Below are 23,694 nucleotides of genomic sequence, written 5' to 3' on the forward strand. Positions count from 1 at the left end.
AACTTTAGATAATAATAACAGGGAGGAGTTACGTGCATTCTCTTATTGCGAGAGTCTAGACAAAATTGATTTAGCCTGATGCCTAAATGAAGATTTCAGCGCAGAGATTAATACACGCATTGATTGTTTCGTTGTGAGGCGCTTTTCGAGCATATACTTTTGTGTACCAATCTCCGCATCCCGATCACGAATCATGGACTCCATCGATTGAATAGCTGTCCACCGATCCTCTAGCATACGTGCCTGGCTAGCGATGACCTCATCACGATCACGAATCATGGACCCCATGGACTGTATAGCTGTCCAACGCTCTTCCAGCATGCCCTTCCAGTTTTCTCGCGTCAGTTCATGCAGTCGAGCGAGAGGCACGAGACTATTCTTGCTGGTAATTTGCAGTGCTTTGACACAGCGAACCGAAGAGTCTAGGAACTCTACTGCTTCGATTGTGGGGAATTCGTGGGGATTGTCGATATCACCGACGAACTCCTTCACATCAACAGAGAGCAAGGTGTAAGCCCGTTCGATACCAAGCTTCCAATTGGTTCGAGCAGCATTGATATCCCCTCTACCAATCTCTAGTAACCCTGCTTCAAACGCTGCACTAATCACTTTGGTACCTAAAGTAGGGCTATATTGTGAAATGTCAGCGCATGCAACCTGTTTGAGCACCGACAATGCATCGTCGAGTCTTCCAATTTTTACAAGCAGTCTCGCTTTTAGGTATGCCAAAGAAACATAGAAGCGCTGAAGATGAGGGGCTTCGAATGGTGATGAGACGTAAGGCTCAATGTTTTCTATAAATCGTTCAACCTCTGTGCTTGTGGCCCAGTTGTTGGCTAGGATCTGGTACCCAATGACGGCAAGTGCAGCGCCCTTATCAGCTGTAATGGTTTCGCTCTCATGCTCAAGTACCCGACAGGCAATCTGACTGAGCACTCCTTTGTTGGTTGCACGAAAAGGCATTGCCAGTAGAGACCGAACCAGCCACGGATTTTTGTAGTCACGTTCGAATTGTAACAGGTTTTCAGGTGGTGCAGAGTATCCGTGGATACTCTCTCGATACGGCAAAGTATTGGTAACAGGATCTTTCATTCCCACCATCAACCACCACTCACTGGGGGGGGGGCTGTCAGTATCTATATCGATGCTCTGCAACGTTCTAGGCATACGCTGCCAAGAATCCCAAGCTGGAGTCATTTTGCAACTGCTAGCAATTTGTTGAACTAGGACTTCCGGAATGAAGTGTTGCTTAATCTGTGAGCGCAATTTATTCAAGGTGTAAGTATGCAGATGAAATGGATTGGGGTCTTCACCTGTTTCGTCACTCCAATCGTTGGGAACGCTCACAATGATGCGCCCCCCTGGCGATAAAAGACGACAAAATTCTTTCAAAAGGGCTGTCGGTTGCTCGACATGCTCTAATGTTTCGAACGAGACGATCACATCAAAGTGACCGTCCGGATACTTCTCAAGACATTTTGGCAAATAACCCGCAAAAAAATCCAGCTTAGAGATTAAAGGAGAGAAGTTCTCACGAGCGTAAGCGATGGCATAGTCGCTACCATCAATACCTGCTATAGCCTTTGCCTTGCTGAGTTCAGCAAGAGTGTAGCTCCCATAACCAAGGCCGCAAGCTGCATCCAGAACTCTGTCACCTGGTCGAATGAAGCTCTCTGCCCATAAGTAGCGAGCAACATGGGCATCCGAACGCTCTCCTCCTTCACGCAACATGTCCATATGCAGGTCGCGTTCCTCCGCTAGAGCGGTGATCGGGTAATTTTTGTTTGCGTATTCTGGAATTTTCTCGAGAACTATTGTGATTTGCCACCCATCTTGGTTTAGAGACTCATACGGATTAACTCTGTAGTAAGTTGGATGCTTGCGAAAACCAACTTCAAAGCATTTCTTTTCCCACCAAGCTCGCCCTTCAACCGTCAAATGCCAATGCCCATCCCGATCTGCAGTCGTCGCTAGCTGTAAAAAAACATAGCGCCCGGCAACTCGATGAATTTCTTTCAGTGCTTTAGTTACATCCTCAGGTGCAAGGTGCTCCATACAATCTGTTGAAACTACCGTCTGGAATGATGCATCCTCGAATGGCAGCTCAAGCACAGAGCCATGAGTGAAGCGGTCAGGCATACGCTGATTACAACGTGTGGTAACGACTTTTGATACGTCCAATCCGTATGCTTCTATTCCACGGTTCAATAAAGATGCTACTAACAAACCTTCACCAGAACCAATATCCAAGGTGCGTCCTACACCACAAGATAAAACAATCTGCTCAGCGATGCGTTCCATGTCTCCACTTGATTCGCCGATTCGGTCATCAGATTTCCAATAATCATCATATTGGGCTTGGTAATCAGTAGCGTTATCTATATCAATCATTTCTTTTAGCATGTTGCACTCATTTTCAAATCAGTAACCCCTCCAAAGAAATATTCATCGCGCTTTGTTACAACTTGGAAGAAAGCGGCCTCATCTACCCAGTGCAATACTCGCTGGGACTGATAGTCCATCGTTTCTTCAAAGGATACACAAGCCTGTACTTCATATAAGTCCTGTCCCAAGTCGCAGCCACACTCGAACAGTACCGGAAAAGTGTCACCAACTTCGAAATGCCTCTTCCAAAAAAGCGTTCTATCAAGCCCTCTGGCATGAGTAGTCATATCCTGATTGAGTGTTCCCCATGAATAGATCTTAATCCCTTGTTTATTTCTCAAACGCAGAGCAATGTTTAATTTATTTATTCGAGTATAAGATTCACAGGTAACTCGGATGAGTAGCCGGTCACCCGTAAAATACACAGAACAAGGTTGCCCTTCAAAATTAAGCGTTTCGACTTTGATGACCTTTACCTCGCTATCACCAAACGTCAGCTGTTCAGAGCGGGTGCAGGTGTTTTTCTCAGAAAGAGTATTATCTGCAGGCTGCAGCTCGTTAGAATTACCAGTTTGCGATTCAGCCACCTTATCTATGTGAGCCTGTTTTGCCTGATCGAACATATTTTTGGTGAGGCTGCTGTAATATGATATTTCCTCATCATGGAGCAGTTTGCGATACTTAAGTACTACTACAGAAGAAGGCCCCCATTCAACGGGATGACCTTTATTCAATAAGAGGGCACGGTTGGTAAGCGTGCGAACACTTTCTTGGTCATGGGATACAAAAAGTACCGTAGTGCCATTTGAGACTAGTTTTTCTATACGCTGGAAGCAGCGTTTCTGGAAAAGAGCATCTCCTACAGCAAGAGCTTCATCTACAATTAGAATTTCTGGCTCTACTTGCACTTGGACAGCAAATGCAAGCCGAACAAGCATTCCGCTGGAATAAGTTTTTACTGGTTGATCAAGGTATTCTCGTACATCGGCAAAAGCTGCAATTGCATCGAATTTTTCGTCAATCTGCTCTTTGGAAAAACCAAGCAAAGCGCCGTTGAGATAAACATTCTCTCGTCCGGTAAATTCTGGGTTAAAGCCCGAACCCAATTCCAGCAGCGCTGCAATGCGGCCTTGAGTTTCCACTAAACCGCTCGTGGGGGTTAATGTGCCTGTTATAATCTGCAGTAGAGTACTCTTGCCACTTCCATTACGACCAATGATTCCGACTGTTTCACCTTTATTGACTTCGAAAGAAACATCCTTTAATGCCCAGAAGCCTTGGTAATACTGGCGAGGAGGTTTTGCAACCATTCGCTGCAGACACGGAAAGAAAAATTGCTTGAGACGATCAAGGGGCTGGTCATAAACTTGAAAGCACTTGCTGAGGCCTTCAACTTTGATTGCGTTTTCAGAGGACATCAGCAAACCCCTTTCTAGTCTTCTGAAACCAAGCAAAACCGAGCCAGGCAATTACTGTGGTAATCAGCCAATAACTAAACAACACAGTAACGTTAGGCAGCTTACCCCAGAAGAGCACGTCACGCGTCATTTCAATTACTGAGGTCAGTGGGTTAAGGTAAAGCAAGTGTTGATAACTTTCTGGCAAAGAGCTTGTTGGATAAAAAATAGGGCTCATAAACATTAGGACGGAGGTTGTAACACCAATAATTTGTGATACATCTCGTAAATAAACACCCAATGAGGCTAGGGCCCAACTTAGCCCCATAATGAGCATCATGAAAGGTAATACGATCATAGGTAAAAGCAAGACTGTGAGATGTGGCACACCGAAAAACAGGGCGTACGTAAAAAGCCAGACGCCGAAGCTGATTAGGGCGTGGAACAAACCGGACAGTAAAGTGATAGCTGGTAGGATTTCCAGGGGAAATATTACTTTTTTCACGTAGTTGACGTTTGAGAGGATCAGCTCAGGCGCTCTATTGATACACTCGCTAAACAGGTTGAACATCATCAAGCCAGCAAACAGCACTAAAGCAAACTCGACTTTTGAATCGCTACCAGCACCCCAGCGAGCCTTAAACACTACACTAAAAACGACAGTGTAAACTGCGAGCATGAAGAGAGGATTGAAGAAAGACCATAGGATGCCCATCACTGAGCCGCGATAGCGTCCCAGTATTTCTCGTTTTACTGAAGCTATGATGAGATTGCGATTCCGCCAAGGGCTAACTATCATCTCGCGTGGAGACGAAGACCAGTAACGCATCAGTGAGCTACCTTCGCATGCGAAGTGTTAAAAAAAATAGCTGTGCAAGTAATCTTAATCGCATTGCAAATAATTCCATAATTCTCGCTGTGTTGATATGAGTTAGTTCTGACCTGATCGTACAATTATCACGGCAAGATTCTGAAACCCCACAGACTGCCAGTACCTCAGAGAAATGGTGGGTACTCATCGTAGCCTTCCTTTGCTTCCGTTTGAGGCCTGCCTTAAACGTTGTTGTATTGTTCAAAAAATTGACTGCAACGTGTCTGATACCCGATATCATTTCTGGAGCATTGCCTCTTCTAATTCGGAAATCATCTTCTTTCAATGGAGTTTTTTCTCTATAAACCAATGCTCTCTCGTAGCCTTTGCTAACTTCTCTGCGGTTAATTCAGCAGGTGAAGTGTAATAACGGATGCTGATGTCATCGGTATTAATGCCACCGGCCTCTAACCGGACTGAAACAGCAATGCCCAGTTTTTTCATTACTTTCGAATCGGATGAGAAATTAACAAACTCATCAAATATATTGCTTACTAGGTAAAGACGGCTTTGAGCTGTAGAAGAGTCAGTAACTCTGGGGTTTCAGTTACCTCATTGTTTTTAGCATCAGTTTTAATTGAACCCACTAACGCATCATTAGCAGCGGAGAATGTACTGACCATATGAATTGCACTTTTATTTTTTCCTTTATTATACGAGCCGCTTGCATATTTCCCATCAATGGCAACAATTTCATCATCTGTTATTTTATGGTACACATTCATCCATTCAATAAAAAAGTGCTGGAAATTCTTAGGGTCAATAATGTTAATAACTATTCGCAATAGTATCGTGTGATGGGATTCTGTCGTTAAACTCACCATACTATTTTAACCAGTCCAGTCGTTCCAACCCGAAGTCTTCAATTTCCTCCCAACCTTCTGCGCTAGCAATGACAGCACAAATGATTAATAGCAACAAGGTGTCTGAAGGTTTATGTTCAACTCTTCCTGATTGCCTTGGGCCATAAATAATTGAAAAATTTTCCATCAGATTGAAAACGTTCATTTGATTGTCATATTCGGTAGCAATCATAGAGGTATGATAATGGTTGTGTGTTTTAATCTATACGTAAATGTATCTATATCTATACCGTTCTAGCCCGTTGAGTTCAGGCATTGCCATGCGTTTTCCCTGTAGAGTGTCCGCACCTCAAACCTACTCCAATAAGCCAACCGTGTAGCTTAGTGCTCTTGTCGAACCCACGCTACCGCCCATCCCCTTCTTGGCTGTCTTATGTTTCAAACTTTAAACGAGAGAAACTTCTGGCAATGGTGGAGGCCAACCAAAACAGCAAAGCGCATTTTGTGGCAAAGCGTAAAATTGACTAACTTTTGAAAGAGAGCAGATCAGTTTTCTGACCTGTATCTTTTGCAACCCTCAAATACATAGATAACTTGAATAGACAGTGTCGTCTCATTTGATGTGAGGAAGATTAGAGGGGGTTTTAAGATTTCGCTAGCAAACGTCGTGTAATTTTTAAGAACTTTCTCTTATAACAAAAAAAAGATACTCAATAGGAAGATTGAAGTAACCGCTCATCCATTTATTATCAAGGCTGGATGAACAGTTATACGTCACATGTTTCTTTTAATGTGGGCTGGCCATTGGAATTTTTTTCTGAACTTGTTGCCCAAGCCAGACAAGTTTCTGTGCAGGAATGGGCAGTTGCTCCAACTCCAGACTATCCAGCAGGTTTTTTACCCCAAGACCCAGTTCTGTGTCGCCTTCAATCATCAGGCTGCGCTGGAAGAACAGGGTGTCCGGGTCTTCCTGTCTGCTGGCCAGCGTCAGGAATGCTTTGCTGTTTCCCTGAAATTCGACATCAAAGTGTCGTGGGCTGGTAGCTGTCAATTGTTCACCATCAAAACTGATGTAGAAGCTGACGTCTAAATCCGTGATATGAATTTTCAGGCAGCGGTCTTCAATAAAGTCAAAATCACCTTCTTCAACCGGGGTGCGGAAGATATGGTTAATGGCTTTGGTCAATGGTTTGTTTATCATGGCTGCTGGCAGCAGCTTTACCGGCAGGCCGAGTAATTCGATACCGGGTTTTTTGAACCTTTCCCGGACGTTAATGCCGGGCAGGGGAAGTCTAAAAGATGGCAGCAGACTCAATGACAGCTCCTTCGCAAGTTGCTCACTTTTTCGAATTTTTGAATGGTGCTCTGGTCAAGGCGGTACAGTTCATCCAGCATGCGCAGCTGCAGTGATCCGGGGCCAGGGCAATCCATACTGGCCAGTTCACCGGCAATGCCCAGGCAGGTCAGGCCAGAGACGGCCGCCATCAATGGTGTATCACAGATGGCAAGAAAGGCACCAATGATGGCGGTAGCCGTACAGCCAGTGCCGGTTACTCTGGCCATCATTGGGTGGCCATTATTGATTTGGTAGACTTCATAGCCATCGGTCACATAATCAGTAGCACCGGTTACGGCGATGACCAGCTGATGTTCCCGAGCCTTTTCCTGAATAAAGTGCAGAGTGGATTCACTGCTACTGCTGCTGTCGACCCCTTTTCCTTCATTCGCACCAGTAAATAGCGCTTTGATCTCGGAGGCATTGCCTCTGACCACGGATGGTTTGTACTCGAGTAGCTGTTTGTTGCTTGTTAACCTGAAGGGGGTTGCACCCACGCCTACCGGGTCGAGAATCCAGCGCTTGTCCAGATTGTGAGCAGTTTCTGTTGCCAGAATCATGCTTTCCAGACTACTGCGGGTCAGCGTTCCACTATTAATGACCAGACTGTTGGTAATCCCAACCATGTCTGCGACTTCTTCAATTGCCTGAGCCATGATCGGGGAGGCACCAATGGCCAGAAGAGCATTGGCGGTGGTGTTTGTCACCACATCGTTGGTGATGTTATGAACCAGCGGCTGCTTTTCTCTCAGCTCGCCAAGTGACTGAATAATTTTTTCTTGCATAGAAAAGGCCTTTTTATCCATGTTCAATAATAATGATGTCCGCTGGACGGTGAATTGACTCGAGTCACTGTTTCAGACTCTTTTGTTGCTTTTTTGAGCACACAACAGGTCTGGCCTGGATATTTCATCAACATGCTCCCGTTCTCGCCTGTCCTTTGCCGCTTTATGGGAGCTTTGCTCGGTCGATCGTACTCCCTGGTATTTATGCCCTGCGGGTACGGTGCTCCTTTGCAAAATCCCATATAGCGATAAAGTCCTCGGCTTTGGCATCCTGCGTCGCCCTAACTCCCACATCCTTGTGGTCGTGCGCGAGATTCGGGGCAGTTTATAAAATATCTGGGCTAAGTCTCTGACAAATGATTTCAATAGTAGATCATTTGTTATCATGGTTTTTAAGTGTGGCTATTATTTCTGTATTATATTTGTTTTGTGGGTCTATATCCTGTTAATGGTGCAAATATGGATTTATAAGCTATTGTTTTTTGCTAAGTCTAGCGATATTTTTTACTACGAAATTACTGCTCTGTTTGTTCAGTTTTCTGCTCATCAGTTACCCAGTCAAATCTAATGATTTCAGCTCCGGAAGGGTCTTCAGAACCTTTTCCTGAACAAGGCTGGTGGGCTCATTTTAACTTCAAAAGAATTTGCCGGTTTCTACTGTCGAGAACCGGTATAGAGATTTTTTTGCTCTTTTATCTGCCCTTAATGAGTCAGGGCTTTTTGTTTCAGGAGCTAGGGAGATGATTTTTAACCGGGATATGCTGGCAGATACCTTTGCCATGATCACCTTTGGCATTGTGGTTGGTATGAGTGTTGAGCTGCTGGCTGGGCTGAGTTTTGAACAATCAATGCAATCCCGCCTGATGAGTATTCCGGTCAACCTGTTAACGGCCAGAGCATATGGTTTATATCGTGACTGGTTGATTCGTCGTGGCAGTTTTATCGGGAATGGTTTCATTCAAATGACATTGCTTGATGCCCTGGCATTTTTGTCATTCCAGATTCCATTGTATGCGTCGTTGGTCTTGTCTACGGGTGCCAGCATTGAGCAGTTATTGATTGCCTGTGCAGGGCAGGTGGGTGCGATGCTGATCATGGGGCGGCCCTACGGAATATATATGCAGTTTTGCCGTAACTGGTTCAGGCCTGCCACTCTTACTGCTGCATAAATACCCGTCAAAATGCATGAATAAAGCCTTGATTCGTAAGTAGTTTCCGAATCAAGGCTTTTTATTTTTATTTCCTGACTGTATAGTTATTTTCCGAAGCATGTCGGCATGAGCTTATGCCATTGTCGATGTATGCCCGATGAAGAGGTACGGGCGCTGCTGTATGCCAGCTGCAATTCCTGTGTACAGGATTTTGCCCTGCGTCTTCTCTGGAGTATCAGGAAATTACTGCCTTACCCGGTGGTTTTATCTTGAAAGGAAATTACTAACTGGTTTGGATACCCTCCACCAGAATAGCATTAAGAAAAAAATCTCCATGCACTCATGTTATCCATGAGTTAAGCCAGAACATTCTACTCATTTTGTGATGGCTGTTATGGAGTATAACAAGCTGTATCACGTATCGACCTGTATCTGTAGTAAGTCAAAACCGCTCTGTTCAGAACCTTTATTGGTTCAAAACGTCCTTCAGTGTTTTTACCAGCACTGTAGAGCCATGGCTTGTGAGTTCAGAAACTGACGGTCAGCTTCTGAAGATACCGACTGAGCATTTCAAGGGGGGAGCATGTCCTTACTGGAAGTTGAAGGGCTGCGCATCGAGTTTCCATCTCGTCATGGCACCGCTGTCGCTGTTAAAGGGGTTTCTTTTACCCTGGAGAAAGGCGAAATTCTTGGGCTCGTGGGTGAGTCCGGTGCTGGCAAGTCGACAGTTGGTAACGCTGTCATTGATTTATTGAGCCCTCCTGGCATTGTGGCTGGCGGCAATATTAAGCTGGATAACCAGACCATCAGTGGCCTTCATGGAGAGGCCATTCGTCAGATTCGTGGGCGCCGGATCGGATTTATTTTTCAGGATCCGATGACCTCTCTCAACCCTTTGTTGACCATTGAAACCCAGATGGTAGAAACCATCATGGTCAATCTGGGGTTTGACAAGGCTTCAGCCTATAAAAAAGCCATTGGGCTTCTGGAAGCCGTCGGTATACCAGAGCCTGAGTTACGCATTAAGCAGTACCCGCACCAGTTTTCCGGAGGTATGCGACAGCGAGTCGTTATTGCTATTGCTCTGTCTGGTGACCCGGAACTGATTATTGCGGATGAGCCTACTACCGCTCTTGATGTATCCATTCAAAACCAGATTCTTGAACTGATCCGCACACTCTGTAAAGAGCGGCAGGTTGGCTGTTTGTTGGTCACTCACGATATGGGCGTAATCGCCAATGTGACTGACCGGGTGGCTGTAATGTATATGGGGGATCTGGTTGAGCTGGGTTCAACAGAACAGATTCTATGCCGCCCTGAGCATCCGTACACCCAAAGTCTGATCAGTGCCGTGCCGAGAACGGATGTCAAACTTCATCGTTTTCCGCGTGTTGAGTATATCGAGAAAGAGAAAGGCCGCCATATTGATGTGAAGAATCATTGGTTGGGCCAGAAAGAGAAACTGTCGGATTTAAACGCACAGTTTAGCGACAATGCTTTACTGAAAGTGAAGGATGTCAATCTTCGTTTTGAAACCCAGTCCGCCTTCTTCGAGAAAAATCGGCGTTATGTTCAGGCATCCAACCAGGTATCTTTTGAGGTTCGTCCTGGTGAAACCTTTGGTCTGGTTGGAGAGTCAGGTTCAGGTAAATCAACCATCGCCCGGGTTATTGCCGGGCTTTATCCGCCAGACTCCGGAGTGATTGAATTCGCCGGTCAGGATATTACCCGGTTAACCGAAAAGCAGCGAAAGCCATTTCGCCGGCAGATCCAGATGGTGTTTCAGAACCCGTATTCCAGCATGAATGCCCGAATGAACGTTCAGGACATCATTGCCGAGCCTATTCGTTTCCATAAGCTGGCTGAATCAGAGCGCCAGGTTAATAGTATTGTGGCTGATCTGTTGGATCATGTCGGCCTTGGTCGTGCGGCCGGGGTCAAATATCCCCATGAATTTTCCGGTGGCCAGCGCCAGCGAATCTCCATTGCCAGGGCACTGGCAACCCGGCCCAGGTTCCTGATCTGTGATGAGCCAACATCGGCTCTGGACGTTTCCGTACAGGCCCAGATTCTCAACCTGTTAAAAGACCTGCAGGAAGAGCTCGGCCTGACCATGCTGTTTATCAGCCATGACCTGCCGGTCATTCTTCAGATGTGTGACCGAATTGGGGTTATGAAGATGGGTACACTGGTTGAGGTGGGGGATACCGATCGTATCTTCAGCGACCCTCATCATGAGTACACTCAGCATCTGATCAATATGATGCCAAGAGTAGAGAATCTGTCCCGTAGTGGGCTGGATATTGAATCGAGCATTGCAGCGCATTCTTAGAATTATGGACTGTTTTTTACACGGAGTTGGTTTCGTTCCCGGGCAGAGCATCGGAGCGAGACGTTCGAAAACGTAAACAACGAAATAATAAACAGTGTGAAACACCTGTAATGGGGGAACGATGAAAAAAACCATGAAGCTCTCTATCAAGAGACTGGCTGGAGCAGTCCTGGCCGCGTCACTGGCGGTAGGTGCCCAGGCTGCCACCTTGAAAATGGCATACGACTCAGATCCGGTATCCCTGGACCCGCATGAGCAGCTGTCTGGTGCGACACTGCAGCTGTCTCACCTGGTATTTGATCCGATTATCCGCTGGGATCAAAACCATCAGTTTGAAGCACGTCTGGCTGAAAAGTGGGAACGGGTTGATGAGAAGACCGTTCGCTTTACCCTGAGAGAAGGGGTTAAATTCCACAGTGGTAATCCATTGACCTCTGCGGACGTCAAGTGGACAGTGGATCGATTGATTGATAGCCCGGATTTCAAGGCGATTTTTGAGCCTTTTGCCGAGGTTAAAGTGATCGATGACCGAACCTTTGATCTTGTGACCAAAGAAGCATTTCCGTTGCTTCTGAACTCCGCCACCTACATCTTCCCGATGGACAGCAAGTTCTATTCGGGGCTGGATGCAAAAGGTCAGGAAAAGGCGCTGTTGAAAAAGCATGGGGATACCTACGCCTCTAAAAATGCTTCCGGTACTGGTCCTTTCATCGTTACAGAGCGTCAGCAGGGAGTTCGGGTTGAGTTCGAACGCTTTGATGGTTACTGGGATAAAAAATCACCAGGCAATGTGGATGAAATTATCCTGACCCCGATCAAAGAGGGCCCTACCCGGGTAGCAGCACTGCTGGCCGGTGATGTGGACTTTATTTATCCAGTGCCGCCCAATGACCATGATCGCATCAGAAAGTCTGGCAATCTTGATCTGATTACCCTGAGTGAGTCTCGCATTATCAGCTTCCAGCTGAACCAGGAGCGTGTGGAAGCGTTCAAGGATGCCCGGGTTCGTCAGGCCATTAACTATGCCATCAATAATGAGGGCATTGTTAAAAAGATCATGAAGGGATTTGCGACACCTGCCGGTCAGCAGAGTCCTGAAGGTTACGTTGGCTATGTGGATGATCTCAAGCCTCGTTATGATCTGAAAAAAGCGAAGCAGCTGATGAAAGAGGCCGGTTATGAAGATGGTTTCTCCATCACCATGATGGCGCCTAACAACCGTTACGTAAACGATGCCAAGGTTGCCCAGGCTGTTGCCTCCATGCTGTCAAGGATCAACATCAAGGTGGATCTGAAAACCTTGCCAAAGGCCCAGTACTGGCCAGAGTTTGATGAGCGCTCTGCCGATATGATGATGATCGGCTGGCGTTCGGATACGGAAGACTCTGCCAACTTTACTGAGTACCTGACCGCCTGTGCGGACTCTGTGTCTGGTTGGGGGCAGTACAATTCTGGCAACTACTGTAATGAAGCCATTGATACCCTCGTGAAAAAAGCCGGTTCTGAAACCGACCCTGCCGCTCGTGCACAACTTCTTCAGGATGTAGAGCGTCAGCTCTATTCAGAAGCAGCGTTTGTTCCTCTGCACTGGCAGAACCTTGCCTGGGGTGTGAGCGAGAATGTTGCTGCAGCAGAGGTGGTCAACACCATGAACTTCCCTTACCTGGGTGACCTGGTGATTAAGGAGTAAACGGTTTAGCCCAGCTCCCCGTTTCCACGCAGGAGTGTGTGAGCGTGGAGCTGGAGGCTTTCAACAAACGCTCTGCGTGAAAATTCGGGGGAATGGAATAAGTAGCTGGCCGCGTGGAGTCAGAAAAATATGATTTCATGTAGTTAGCTACTTATTCTGCCCGGAAATGAAATCGCTTCGCTATTGCTTTTGTCAGGCATCCAAGGATATTTATGCTGTTATTTTTAATGCGCAGGCTGATGCAAGGGCTGATAGTGATGTTTGTCATCAGCATTATCAGTTTTTCCATACAGGACAATTTGGGGGATCCGCTTCGTGAGCTGGTGGGGATGTCAGTTTCCGAAGCAGAACGTGACGCACTGCGTGATGAGATGGGGTTAAACGACCCGTTTCTTACACAATACGCAAGATTTATGGGCAATGCCCTGCAGGGGGATCTTGGGCAGTCCTACTTTTTCAAAGAACCGGCCCTGGATGTAATCCTTGCAAAGATGCCCGCCACCCTTGAGCTGGTATTTGCTGCATCGCTGATCATTATTCTTATTTCTGTTCCTGCTGGTGTTTACTGCGCCATCAAGCCGGACAGCTGGCTGACGAAACTGATTCTCGGGTTCAGTATTCTCGGGATTTCAGTACCGGTATTCCTGACTGCTATTTTCAGTATCTATTTTTTCTCTATTGAACTGGGCTGGTTACCGTCTTATGGCCGGGGGGATGTGGTGCCAGTGTTTGGTGGGCTGGAAACCAGCCTGCTTACCCGAGATGGCCTCTCTCATTTGATTCTGCCTGCCATCTCGCTGGCCAGTATTATGCTACCGTTGTTTATCCGCCTGATCCGCTCTGAGATGTCCGAAGTGCTGCATACCGAGTATGTAAAATTTGCCAGGGCAAAAGGGTTGAAAAAAGCTCGTATCTATTTTCTCCATGCATTGAAAAATACCATGCTGCCGGTAATCACCGTGGGTGGTGTACAGATCGGAACCATGGTCGCTTATACCATTCTGACGGAAACCGTTTTTCAGTGGCCGGGCATGGGCTTTCTCTTCCTTGAAGCGGTTAACCGGGTCGATACCCCGCTGATTGTTGCTTACCTGATTGTTGTCGGAGCCATTTTTGTGGTGGTAAACACCCTGGTGGATCTGCTTTATGGATTGATTAACCCAACGGTACGTCTGGCGAGGAGTGGCCAATGAGCGAACTGACAACCACTGTGCCAGCCAGTCAAGAGGCGCCTGAAGTTAAAGATGTGGCGGTGGCAGAAAGGACCCGCTGGGAGCGCTTCAGGAACTCAGCGTTCTGGTACAGTTTTACCCGTGATCGGGTGGCTATGGTCTGTGCACTGATATTTGCCTTGTTTGTGGGCGCAGCATTGCTGGCTCCGATGCTGGCACCCACCAACCCTTATGACCTTTCAACCATTGATATTATGGATTCGGAGATTCCGCCTTCCTGGGCGGAAGAGGGGGATGAACGTTTTCTGTTAGGTACTGATGATCAGGGGCGTGATCTGTACAGTACCATTCTGTATGGTATGCGGATCTCGCTGGCGATCGGTCTCTTTGCTGTGATGTTGCAGGCTTTCCTGGGGATCGTTCTGGGACTGACTGCAGGATACTTTGGTGGGCGTATTGATAGCTTCCTGATGCGTGTTGCGGATATTCAGCTGTCGTTCTCTACCATGATGGTCGCGATTATCGTGCTGGCAGTCTTCCAGGCCTCTTTTGGTTCAGAGCTTTACAGCAAGCTGGCCATGTTGATGCTGATTCTGGTGATTGGTATTGCTGAGTGGCCTCAGTATGCACGAACCGTCAGGGCATCGGTTCTGGCCGAGAAGAAGAAAGAGTATGTTGAGGCCGCCCGGGTAATGGGGTTTGGTTCAGGAAGAATCATGTTCCGGCACATCCTTCCTAACTCACTGTCGCCTATTCTGGTGATTTCAACGGTTCAGATTGCCAATGCCATTATCAGTGAAGCGGCGCTTTCTTTCCTGGGGTTGGGAATGCCGGTCTCACAACCTTCGCTGGGGTCGCTGATTTCCAGCGGGTTTGAATATATTTTCTCCGGAAGTTGGTGGATTACCGTGATTCCGGGGATTGTGCTGGTGGTTTTGGTACTGGTGTTGAACCTGCTGGGTGACTGGCTAAGGGATGTATTGAATCCGAAACTGTATAAAGGGTAGCGTTGAAGGGCATGCTTCCATGTAATGTTAGCCTGCCCTGATAGCGAGCTAAAGAATGAAACCACAAAGGTACAAAGAAAAAAGGCTCTGCTTGCTCCATGGGCAGTGGAATACCAATTTAGTTTTCTAACCCCGTTATGAGCTATGGCGAGGAGCTTCAACGCAGAATTTCTGTCCAGCTCGGTAGCGCAATAGGGATTTAGAAAATGCAATTGGTATAAGAACAGCGCAGAAGACTTTGTGCCTTTGTTGGTTTTAAAAAAAACTATTTTCTCTGAGGCAGGTGTGACTCAACCAGCCAGGTCAATTTATCAATTTCACGTGTTCTTGCCGTTAGTAAGTCGACAGAAATAGGGTCGCCATTTTCTTCCATATTGGCCATCGCCTGAAGTGCCTGGCTGGTCACAAAGGCCAGGCGTTGACCAATCACTTCAATATGTTCATCGATTGAACTGAATGATTTTGGGTAAGTGGGCAGAGAGCTCTTCTCCGCTACTTTCTGCAATGTGCCTTCTGGTTTATGACCAAGTTGAGCGATCCGTTCAGCAATATCATCAACAGTATCCTCAATAACTTCCGCCACTTCATCGAACAGGCGGTGAACAGAAAGAAACTCCCTGCCAGCCATGGTCCAGTGAGACTCTTTGATTTGCATATTCAGGTCTATCGTACTGTAGAGGAGCTTCTGAAGTTCCTGTGCTGAGTACTGCTTAACGTTTTCAGGCAAGGTTTCGTAAGTATGGGACATCGTGTGACTCCAGTTACTACTTTTCCCCAGGGAATTCATAGACAAGGGTGTGGTTGCCAGCGGTAACCGATGTGTTTCTGTTCCATAAGGCAGTGGACAGATAGTCTGGCAAACTAATAAAAGAAAATAGGAGAGAAATATCGTTTTGTACAAAAATGCTGGTTAAGCCATGCTCAGGCAGGACTAAGTTGACATTTATTGCCTTATGTCTATCTAACCGTATTTTTTACGTCTTTTTCTTTGCTTTTGCGTTTATCGCTTTCATAACCTTATGATACTCTTGTTTTTATCTCGATTTGTTAATGAGTTCTTTCAAAAAGGGTGAAAGAGAAACTCCATGATTAAAGATGTAGCGATGAGTAAACGTGTTGCTGTTTTGCTGGCAGATGGCTTTGAAGAAGCTGAGGCAGTTGCTTTTATAGATATCATGCGTCGCCTGGATATCAATGTAGATGTTCTTGCCTGTAAGGATGAGTTAAAACTCAACAGTTACTTCAAAGTTAACATCACTGCAGACTACACCCTGAGTGAAAAATTTGAAGAGAACTACGATGCAGTGATGATGCCGGGTGGTCCAGAGGGAACCGCTAACCTCACCAGTGACAAAATGGTGATTGATTTCCTGAAGCGCCACATCGACATGGGCAAATACATCTGCCCACTCTGTTCATCAGGAGCTAAAGTGGTTGCCGCTAATGGTCTCTTTGGTAAGCACAAGTACGTTTCTGGCCCAAACCTTTATAAGAACTTTGACGATGGTGTCCATGTTGACCAGAAAGTCGTTGTTGATGGTCAGTTCATCAGTGGCAAGGGATTGGGTGTTGTCTTCGATTTTGCCTTTATTGTGGCAGAGCACCTGATCGGTCAGGGTACTGAAAAAGGTTCAGCTCGCTGGCAGGCTCAGCATATTGATTACGATGGCTGGCCTTACGCAGAATAAGTTTTAGGGCCTGGTATTCCGTTCTTCCATGAAAAATACCACCTGTTCATATAGGGCGGGTGGTATTTTGGTATTTGAGGATCCCGGTACGGGATTATCCGCTTTCCACTGCTTTATTGATCTGAGTTAACAATACTGACTTATAAGTTGGTTACTATCTGTTCAATGTTTTCCTGCTGAGATCCTTTTTTTGATATGTCTCATTTAGCCTTGCTGTATATGGGGTGTGAAGGGCAGACCCGAAAAATTACTGAAAGAATTGACTATTGCCTGACCCAGTCAGGTCATGACACGGTGGTCATTTCCATTGCAGAGCTGAAAGATGACTTCTCCCTTGAGTCATTTGACGGGGTAATTTTGGGGAGCTCTATCCGCTACGGCAAGCATCACCGGGAGTGCTACCAGTTTATCGAGAAGTACAGTGATCAGCTCTCCACGATTCCCAGTTATTTCTTCTCCGTCAATCTGACAGCCAGGAAACCTGAACGACGGGATCCTCATAATAACCGTTACCTGCAGAAGTTTTTGAAGCAGATTTCATGGACTCCCGATAGAGTTGAAGTGTTTGCAGGTGCGCTGTTGTATACCCAATACCACTGGGTTGATAAGCAAATGATCCGGCTGATCATGAAACTGACCGGTGGCCCTACCGATATCACGCAGAATACCGAGTTCACAGATTGGAGACGTGTAAAGGCTTTTGCGGAACAGTTAAATCAGGATCTTCAGAGAGTAAGCCGCCCGGTGGCGACTTATGGGAAGCAGAGTGTAGAGCATGGCTCAGCCATGAATGTCTTTTAAATCCGGGGCGTTGCCTGTGAGCAGTGAAAAAAGAATACTAAAGCCATAGATCACAGGCATGATAAAGGCTGTACCCAGAATTATATAATCCATAATGACATCCTGTTCTTATTATATGAGTGGACGGGGAAGACTGTTTTGGAGTTGAGTGGCGCGACTATACATTTATCCCTCCAAAAAGTAGGTTACTTGAAAGTCAGTATAGTCATGATCCTGTCCTTTAGTTTTGTCTGTTCTCCCGATTTATTATTCCATTCTTATCGGGTGGATTTTCATACTATTCCATGGTTTTGGTAAAAGTCAAAATGCCGATAATATGAGGTATAGCAGGTTAACAGGGGAGAAGCTTTCAATGCGCTTCGTTACAGGGTTTATTGTTCTGATGTGGTCGCTGGTGACCAGTGCTGAGGGATTACAGAGCCAGCTTACGCCAGGAGGGATTTTTGTTGGTCAGGCTTCACCGGGCAGTAAAATTATATATAACAATCAGGAAGTGAGGGTTGCAAAAGATGGCCGCTTTGTTCTTGGTTTTGGCCGTGATACAGAGCTTGAGCACTCTTATATTGAACAGTATGCCAGCGGTGAATTAAAAACGAATTACCTTCAGCTGAAACCTCGGGAATATAATATTCAACGACTGACCGGTATTGCTAAAAAGTATGTTACACCGGATGAACGTTTTTTATCCCGTATTCGAAATGAAGCACAGAAGGTTCGTGAAGCAAGAGTTCCTGACACAGAGCAGGTTGATCTCTTTAATGGTTTTGGCTGGCCGGTAAAGGGCAGGATCAGTGGCGTGTATGGTAGTCAGAGAGTTTATAACGGCAAGCCGGGGCGCCCTCATTATGGTCTTGATATCGCAGTTCCAACGGGAACACCGGTCGCCGCACCTGCTGATGGCATTGTCAGGTTGGCTGACTCAGATCTGTATTACTCAGGTGGTACAATCATTCTTGATCATGGGCATGGTATTTTTTCCAGTTTCCTTCATTTGAGCAAGGTGGCGGTAAAAGATGGCGCTACGATTAAGCGGGGGCAAGTCATTGGTGAAGTCGGTGCCACCGGCAGAGTCACTGGTGCGCACCTTGACTGGCGTTATAACTGGTTTGATCAGCGGTTGGATCCTGCGCTATTGACTCTGGGGGAGCAATAAATATTCTTGATGTTCTTTGCTGGGAAAAAAACGGATTCTGTTATGATCTCTGTCAGGGAGGACAGTATCATGACATTCTTTCGCAAAGACCCCGATAAACAGCAGCTTCCATCTGTCGACAAAGCCTTGCCAGGCCGCTCGGAGGGCATGCCAGTTCCTGCGATGCATTTTGTTAACGGGCATCCACTGAAGCCTCCTTTTCCAGATCCTTTGCAGACTATCTATTTTGGTCTGGGCTGTTTCTGGGGGGCAGAGCGATTGTTCTGGCAACTGCCAGGGGTTTATACAACGGCTGTTGGTTACGCTGGGGGATATACTCCTAACCCAACGTATGAAGAAGTATGCTCTGGAGAGACCGGACATACAGAGATCGTGATGGTGGTTTATGATCCTCAGGCAGTATCGGTTCATGAATTATTGAAGCTGTTCTGGGAGTCTCATGACCCAACCCAGGGGATGAGACAGGGCAACGATGTGGGTACCCAGTATCGCTCGGCTATTTATACAACCACCGAAGAACAGGCTGAGCAGGTACATAATTCCAAAGAAAGTTTTTCAAGTTCTCTGAAGCAGAAGGGCTACTCAGACATTACAACAGAGGTCTGTGATGCTCCTGCTTTTTATTACGCAGAAGAGTATCATCAGCAGTATCTGGCTAAAAACCCCGGAGGTTACTGTGGCTTGAAAGGTACGGGAGTCTGTCTGGGAGGATGATGAATATACCCTTCGCCTTTGAAGTTGCTAGGTTATAGGCTGCGCCTACTCCCTTGTCGCTACATGGCAATTCCAAATACGTTGAGGGATAAATGCTCACCGCAAAAAAACGGGCAACTTAGAGAAAGATTAAGTTGCCCGGACGCAGTTTGCTGAATGGATTGAAACAGGAGCTTCATGAGCAGGCAACAGTGTGTTGCCTAAGTCATGGTTAATAAGATAGACAGCTGTTGCTAATTCATCCTTGCGTATTGCTACCTGTTTTGCTGCGATATTTACTTAGAGGTCGGGCTTGTCACTGACTAAGTCTGGTTTCTCTCCCTGCGGCCGGATGGATCCGACAGGCTTCTGGCGTCGCTTTCAGGTCTATTGCTCTCCTCCCCTGAGAGGTATCTAAACCTTGTTCCGAATCAGATCTCGGATCAGAAAACGGGAAGGGTGAAGTGCCTCCAGAAGTTTTGTACTCATTGATGGGCTCTGTTCGTTATCAAGTGCTTCTGTCTCCATACCTGTGATCATGGTTGCCAGAGTTTCCCCGGCTATCGGGCAGGAAATCATACCTCTGGAGCCATGGCCTGCCGTAATATAAAGTCCATCCAGATAGTCAGGTGTTTCGGTGATCAGTAGCTTGCTGTTCTTACGCAGAGGCGCGTATATCTCCAGAAAACGATCAGTGTTTACAACGGGGCCGACTACAGGAAGGTAATCTGGTGTCGTACACCGGAAACCAGTTCTGCCACCAGTGACGGTTGCCTCACTGCCCCCCAGAGACTGATACATTGCGGGAAAGTGTTCCGCTTGCATTGCCAGATTTTCTTTGTGGTCTGCTTCACGAACTTCTGTGCTGTTATCTTTAAAGTGGAAGGTTGCTCCCATGGTGTGTGCATCATCAATAGCGGGTGCAATATAACCTTCGCCACAAACACAGCTCGCCAGTTGCTGACTTTCAGTGGTTGCTTTTACTTGAGTGATCTGGCCGCGGATTGCTTTAAGAGGCAGGTAATCCAGTAATGGCAGTTGATGGCTGGCGGTTCCCTGGGCAATGACCACTGTTTTGCATTTGAGCGCTTCGTCTCTGGTGTTAATGATCCAGCCCTGCTCAGAAGCTTCGAGCCCTGTAACGACGGTATTGGTCACGACCTTGATGTTCGGATGGTTGGCCAATGCACGACAAAAGGCGGGCGGGTTAACCCAGCCGGCTTCTGGGAAGTAGAGTCCGGGAGAATTGACAGTGAGCCCTGCTATTTCCGACAGCTGCTGATCGTCAAGGTATTTCAATAACGTGTCAGGGTGCTGTGTATCCAGAGCCTGGTATCGCCGATTGGTTTTCTCATCAATTGCTAGCTGAATGACGCCGCACTGTTGCCATAAAAAAGAGGACCACTCTTGAACCTCCAGTGTTTTCAGCAGGCTGAGGGTGTAATGGTATCCTTTAACGATAAACTGGCTTAGAGGCGTATTATCTGCAGAGAGTTTGGCATAGAGCACGCCTTGAGGATTTCCGGATGCCTCTCTGGCCAGGCTGTCGTGTTGCTCCAGTATGGTAACCTGCCAGCCACGTTTGGCTAGGGACCGGGCTGTGCTGCAGCCAGCGAGGCCGCCACCAATGATAATGGCATTCTTATCGGGGTTCTGATGTCGAGCTGGAGCAAACCAGGGTTTGGTTGCTGTGGGTAAGCCGGAAGAAGGAATAAGCTGACCTGAAATCATATCTCTTTTCTTGCCAAAGCCGGGTTGTCTGGTTACGGAGAATCCAGCGTTGGTAAGACCGTCGCGGACCAGTCTTGCTGCTGTAAACGTTGCATAGGTTGTCTGCTCATGACTTTTTGCCTTCAGGGTTTGAAATAGGCCCGGCTGCCACATATCCGGGTTTTTTGCTGGGGAAAAACCGTCCAGAAACCACGCGTCGACCTTTTTATTGATGCGGGGAAGCGTGTCGAGCACGTCACCAATCAGCACGCTTAAATGAATGCTTTTGTTTGATGCACTGTCAAAGAATTGCAAGTTGATGTTTTCTGGGTCTAGCTTATACGCACTGACCATTTCATGGGTCAAATGGGATAATTCCTCAAATGCCCCAAGCGCCTTATGCATGTCATCCGGTTTCAGTGGGTATTTTTCGGTGCTGATAAAGTTCAGAGAACAATCATTTGGGGCATTCTCTAAAAATAACTGCCAGGCACACAGAAAATTCAGACCAGTTCCAAAGCCGGTTTCTCCGATGGTGAAGGTGGCTCCGGGCGTTAATGTCTGAAAGCGTCCAGTCAGCTGGTTCTGCTCCAGAAAGACATGGTGCGACTCGGCAACACCTGAAACTCTGGAAAAATAGAAATCATCGAACTGGGTGGAAATGGGCAGGTCATTTTCCCAATGGATGGCGGCGGTGCTGAGCTGACTCTTGTTATGAGAGGGTGATTGACGATCGGGCACGGTTGTCTGTTTCAAGGCTGAAAAGCTGCAAGCATAGTGAGTGCGGGCTATTGGGTAAAGCGTCATTCTCTTTCAACAGAAGAAGGGCCTGATTGGGAGTGCTCCTTATTTTGATATCGGGTTCACTGACGGTAGAATCTGCTCCTTTACCATTCAAGAGGCATGCCATGCGGCTGATACTGGCGCCGATGGAAGGCGTTATGGATCATGATATGCGTGATCTGCTGACCGGCATCAATACCTTTGATCTCTGTGTTACCGAGTTTGTGAGGGTGACCGAAACCCTGTTACCAAACCGGGTGTTTTATCGTACCTGTCCGGAACTGCTGCAGGGCGCCAGAACTTCCAATGGGACACCCGTTCGTCTTCAACTGCTTGGCAGTAGCCCCGAGTATATGGCGTTAAATGCGGCCCGGGCGGTTAAGTTAGGTTCACCGGGGGTGGACATCAATTTTGGCTGTCCGGCGAAAGGGGTGAATAAGAACCGTGGTGGTGCGGTGTTGCTGCGTGATCCGGATGAACTCTTTAGCATTGTAAAGGCTGTGCGTGATGCCGTGCCTGATGAGTTTCCAGTGACCGCCAAAATCCGCCTTGGCTATGAAGATAAGTCTTTATTTCTGGAAAATGCCAGGGCAATCGAGCAGGCCGGAGCTTCAGAGCTGGCTGTCCATGCCCGTACCAAGGTTGAAGGCTATCGTCCGCCCGCGTATTGGGAGTACATCGGTAAAATTCGTGAGAACCTGATGATACCGGTGATTGCCAATGGTGAAATCTGGAATCATGACGATGCCATGCGCTGCCAGAGTGTTTCTGGTTGTACTGATTTAATGGTAGGGCGCCCCTCACTGGTGACACCGAATATTACGGCTATGATTCGTGAGGCTGTTGGTCCGATGAGCTGGCCATCGGTATTGCAGTTGATTTTGCAGTTAAGTGACCGGGATCGCAAAAATGGGAAATGGCAATACCATCCTTCGCGATTGAAGCAGTGGCTTAATTATCTGCGGAAAGCCTACCCACAGGCGCAGAGTTTATTTGAGCGCATCCGGGCTCTCAAAGATGCCGATGTCATTCTTGAAATCATCTATTCAGATCTGGCAAGGGCGGCTTAGTTAAGGGCTTTTCCTGGGCCGCGTGTATGCTTTTGGAACCACAGAGAGCAAAAAGGAAAAGAAAAGTGCTTCTTCGTGTTCTTTGTGATCTCTGTGGTTCAATCTTTAAGGAAGTAAATGCTAACTGTTATACCTTGTGAGAGGTAGTTGACGTTTATTTTATCCATCTTTCACGTTTTTTTTGTTTAGCTTTCGCTCACTTGTATCAAAGGGGGGGAATGGCTTGGTTTGCTCACCAACGAGTAGTGATCTGGTTCAGTGAAACACTGGCCGGTTTTCATTGATTTGCGTCGGTGTATTTTTTTTCGGGTTGGGGCAATCTTGCTGACAGTACAATGCTGTCCGAGGCCTCTGGTCCAGTTCACATAGTCTGGATGACTGATTGCTTATTACTCAGTGTTCAGTAGAATAATCGCGCGGCCACGGGAAGGCATAAGACAGTCATGAGCTAAGAAAGAAAAAAGCCATGAGCCTGTTCATGGAAATAATAATCAAGAATGGTCCCGGTAAGAACATCTGCAAGTGAAGACTTACCGGACCTTCAAGCCTGTACCAACAAAGGACTTACTTGATGACTCCATCGGACCTTATCTCAGAAGGTTCCAGCCTGATGCTCTTTGGAATGGGCTTTGTTTTCCTGTTTCTGACGCTCTTGGTGCTGGTAACCAGCCTGATGTCAAAAATTATCGATCGGTATTTTCAGGAGCCGGTACCGTCGGGTGCACCCGCTCCCAATCGCACATCAATCAATAACCAGCCTGTGTCATCCAATGATCAGGGTGAGCTGGTTGCTGCCATCAGTGCAGCCATTCAGATGCACAGAACAAAAAAAGCTCAAGCAGAAAAACGCCAATAACCGGGGGATAA

At 46.9% G+C, this 23,694-nt stretch carries 21 protein-coding genes; 11 read left to right on the top strand and 10 right to left on the bottom strand.

The window, feature by feature from the left end; translation table 11 throughout:
- Nucleotides 1-42 precede the first annotated feature (42 nt).
- The 8 genes from GV64_RS10140 to thiM all read right to left on the bottom strand — a co-directional run bounded on the left by GV64_RS10140 (nucleotide 43) and on the right by thiM (nucleotide 7,577).
- Nucleotides 43-2,403 carry a class I SAM-dependent methyltransferase gene (locus tag GV64_RS10140; protein ID WP_020582698.1) on the bottom strand — a complete coding sequence of 787 codons (2,361 nt, stop codon included), beginning with the start codon at nucleotides 2,401-2,403 and terminating at the stop codon, nucleotides 43-45.
- Nucleotides 2,397-3,803: an ABC transporter ATP-binding protein gene (locus GV64_RS10145; protein WP_020582699.1), complete on the bottom strand. Its 1,407-nt coding sequence runs from the start codon at nucleotides 3,801-3,803 to the stop codon at nucleotides 2,397-2,399. Before GV64_RS10145 ends, GV64_RS10140 begins: the two co-directional genes overlap by 7 nt.
- Entirely contained in the window at nucleotides 3,793-4,611 is an 819-nt protein-coding gene (locus GV64_RS10150) for an ABC transporter permease (protein WP_026258276.1), read from the bottom strand. The genes GV64_RS10145 and GV64_RS10150 overlap by 11 nt, the downstream gene beginning before the upstream one ends.
- A gap of 324 nt (nucleotides 4,612-4,935) precedes the next feature.
- Complete coding sequence (locus GV64_RS26245; RefSeq protein ID WP_020582701.1) at nucleotides 4,936-5,097, bottom strand: hypothetical protein; 162 nt, start codon at nucleotides 5,095-5,097, stop codon at nucleotides 4,936-4,938.
- Nucleotides 5,098-5,147: 50 nt separating this feature from the next.
- Nucleotides 5,148-5,477 carry an ISAs1 family transposase gene (locus GV64_RS26250; RefSeq protein ID WP_033403065.1) on the bottom strand — a complete coding sequence of 110 codons (330 nt, stop codon included), beginning with the start codon at nucleotides 5,475-5,477 and terminating at the stop codon, nucleotides 5,148-5,150.
- A gap of 1 nt (nucleotide 5,478) precedes the next feature.
- A complete protein-coding gene (locus GV64_RS26255; RefSeq protein ID WP_407919918.1) occupies nucleotides 5,479-5,688 on the bottom strand; it encodes a transposase family protein in 210 nt (69 codons plus the stop codon).
- A gap of 555 nt (nucleotides 5,689-6,243) precedes the next feature.
- On the bottom strand, nucleotides 6,244-6,771 hold the full coding sequence (gene ubiT / locus GV64_RS10165; RefSeq protein ID WP_020582704.1) for a ubiquinone anaerobic biosynthesis accessory factor UbiT: 528 nt from the start codon (nucleotides 6,769-6,771) through the stop codon (nucleotides 6,244-6,246).
- Nucleotides 6,768-7,577: a hydroxyethylthiazole kinase gene (gene thiM, locus GV64_RS10170; protein ID WP_152554000.1), complete on the bottom strand. Its 810-nt coding sequence runs from the start codon at nucleotides 7,575-7,577 to the stop codon at nucleotides 6,768-6,770. The genes ubiT and thiM overlap by 4 nt, the downstream gene beginning before the upstream one ends.
- A 740-nt stretch (nucleotides 7,578-8,317) precedes the next feature.
- Here thiM and alaE point away from each other — a divergent pair.
- From alaE to GV64_RS10205, 5 genes are all read left to right on the top strand, one after another.
- Nucleotides 8,318-8,746 carry an L-alanine exporter AlaE gene (gene alaE / locus GV64_RS10185; protein ID WP_020582708.1) on the top strand — a complete coding sequence of 143 codons (429 nt, stop codon included), beginning with the start codon at nucleotides 8,318-8,320 and terminating at the stop codon, nucleotides 8,744-8,746.
- A 565-nt stretch (nucleotides 8,747-9,311) separates the two neighbouring features.
- Entirely contained in the window at nucleotides 9,312-11,060 is a 1,749-nt protein-coding gene (locus GV64_RS10190) for a dipeptide ABC transporter ATP-binding protein (protein WP_020582710.1), read from the top strand.
- A 121-nt stretch (nucleotides 11,061-11,181) separates the two neighbouring features.
- Nucleotides 11,182-12,750 carry an ABC transporter substrate-binding protein gene (locus GV64_RS10195; RefSeq protein WP_020582711.1) on the top strand — a complete coding sequence of 523 codons (1,569 nt, stop codon included), beginning with the start codon at nucleotides 11,182-11,184 and terminating at the stop codon, nucleotides 12,748-12,750.
- Between the two features lie 212 nt (nucleotides 12,751-12,962).
- The gene (locus GV64_RS10200) at nucleotides 12,963-13,943 is read left to right on the top strand and encodes an ABC transporter permease (protein WP_020582712.1); all 981 of its coding nucleotides are present in this window, start codon (nucleotides 12,963-12,965) and stop codon (nucleotides 13,941-13,943) included.
- Nucleotides 13,940-14,929: an ABC transporter permease gene (locus GV64_RS10205; protein ID WP_020582713.1), complete on the top strand. Its 990-nt coding sequence runs from the start codon at nucleotides 13,940-13,942 to the stop codon at nucleotides 14,927-14,929. The genes GV64_RS10200 and GV64_RS10205 overlap by 4 nt, the downstream gene beginning before the upstream one ends.
- Nucleotides 14,930-15,194: 265 nt before the next feature.
- Here the strand turns inward: GV64_RS10205 and dps are convergent, their stop codons facing one another.
- On the bottom strand, nucleotides 15,195-15,677 hold the full coding sequence (gene dps, locus GV64_RS10210) for a DNA starvation/stationary phase protection protein Dps (RefSeq protein WP_020582714.1): 483 nt from the start codon (nucleotides 15,675-15,677) through the stop codon (nucleotides 15,195-15,197).
- 337 nt (nucleotides 15,678-16,014) lie between these two features.
- Here dps and GV64_RS10215 point away from each other — a divergent pair, with 337 nt between their 5' ends.
- From GV64_RS10215 to msrA, 4 genes are all read left to right on the top strand, one after another.
- Entirely contained in the window at nucleotides 16,015-16,617 is a 603-nt protein-coding gene (locus tag GV64_RS10215; RefSeq protein WP_020582715.1) for a DJ-1/PfpI family protein, read from the top strand.
- A gap of 195 nt (nucleotides 16,618-16,812) precedes the next feature.
- Entirely contained in the window at nucleotides 16,813-17,418 is a 606-nt protein-coding gene (gene hemG / locus GV64_RS10220) for a menaquinone-dependent protoporphyrinogen IX dehydrogenase (protein ID WP_020582716.1), read from the top strand.
- 352 nt (nucleotides 17,419-17,770) lie between these two features.
- Nucleotides 17,771-18,571 (top strand): M23 family metallopeptidase, encoded by an 801-nt coding sequence (locus GV64_RS10225; RefSeq protein ID WP_020582718.1) that lies wholly within the window; start codon nucleotides 17,771-17,773, stop codon nucleotides 18,569-18,571.
- Nucleotides 18,572-18,640: 69 nt separating this feature from the next.
- Nucleotides 18,641-19,285 (top strand): peptide-methionine (S)-S-oxide reductase MsrA, encoded by a 645-nt coding sequence (gene msrA / locus GV64_RS10230; RefSeq protein ID WP_026258282.1) that lies wholly within the window; start codon nucleotides 18,641-18,643, stop codon nucleotides 19,283-19,285.
- Nucleotides 19,286-19,678: 393 nt separating this feature from the next.
- Here msrA and mnmC read toward each other — a convergent pair whose 3' ends face one another.
- Nucleotides 19,679-21,730, bottom strand: a complete 2,052-nt coding sequence (mnmC, locus tag GV64_RS10235; RefSeq protein ID WP_157237003.1) for a bifunctional tRNA (5-methylaminomethyl-2-thiouridine)(34)-methyltransferase MnmD/FAD-dependent 5-carboxymethylaminomethyl-2-thiouridine(34) oxidoreductase MnmC — start codon at nucleotides 21,728-21,730, stop codon at nucleotides 19,679-19,681.
- A 152-nt stretch (nucleotides 21,731-21,882) separates the two neighbouring features.
- Here mnmC and GV64_RS10240 point away from each other — a divergent pair, with 152 nt between their 5' ends.
- Together GV64_RS10240 and GV64_RS10245 are read left to right on the top strand one after the other, a co-directional pair.
- A complete protein-coding gene (locus GV64_RS10240) occupies nucleotides 21,883-22,827 on the top strand; it encodes a tRNA-dihydrouridine synthase (protein WP_020582721.1) in 945 nt (314 codons plus the stop codon).
- 571 nt (nucleotides 22,828-23,398) lie between these two features.
- A complete protein-coding gene (locus GV64_RS10245; protein WP_020582722.1) occupies nucleotides 23,399-23,683 on the top strand; it encodes an OadG family protein in 285 nt (94 codons plus the stop codon).
- Nucleotides 23,684-23,694: the final 11 nt, after the last annotated feature.

Origin of the sequence: Endozoicomonas elysicola (assembly GCF_000710775.1) — a bacterium.
Taxonomy (GTDB): Bacteria; Pseudomonadota; Gammaproteobacteria; order Pseudomonadales; family Endozoicomonadaceae; genus Endozoicomonas; species Endozoicomonas elysicola.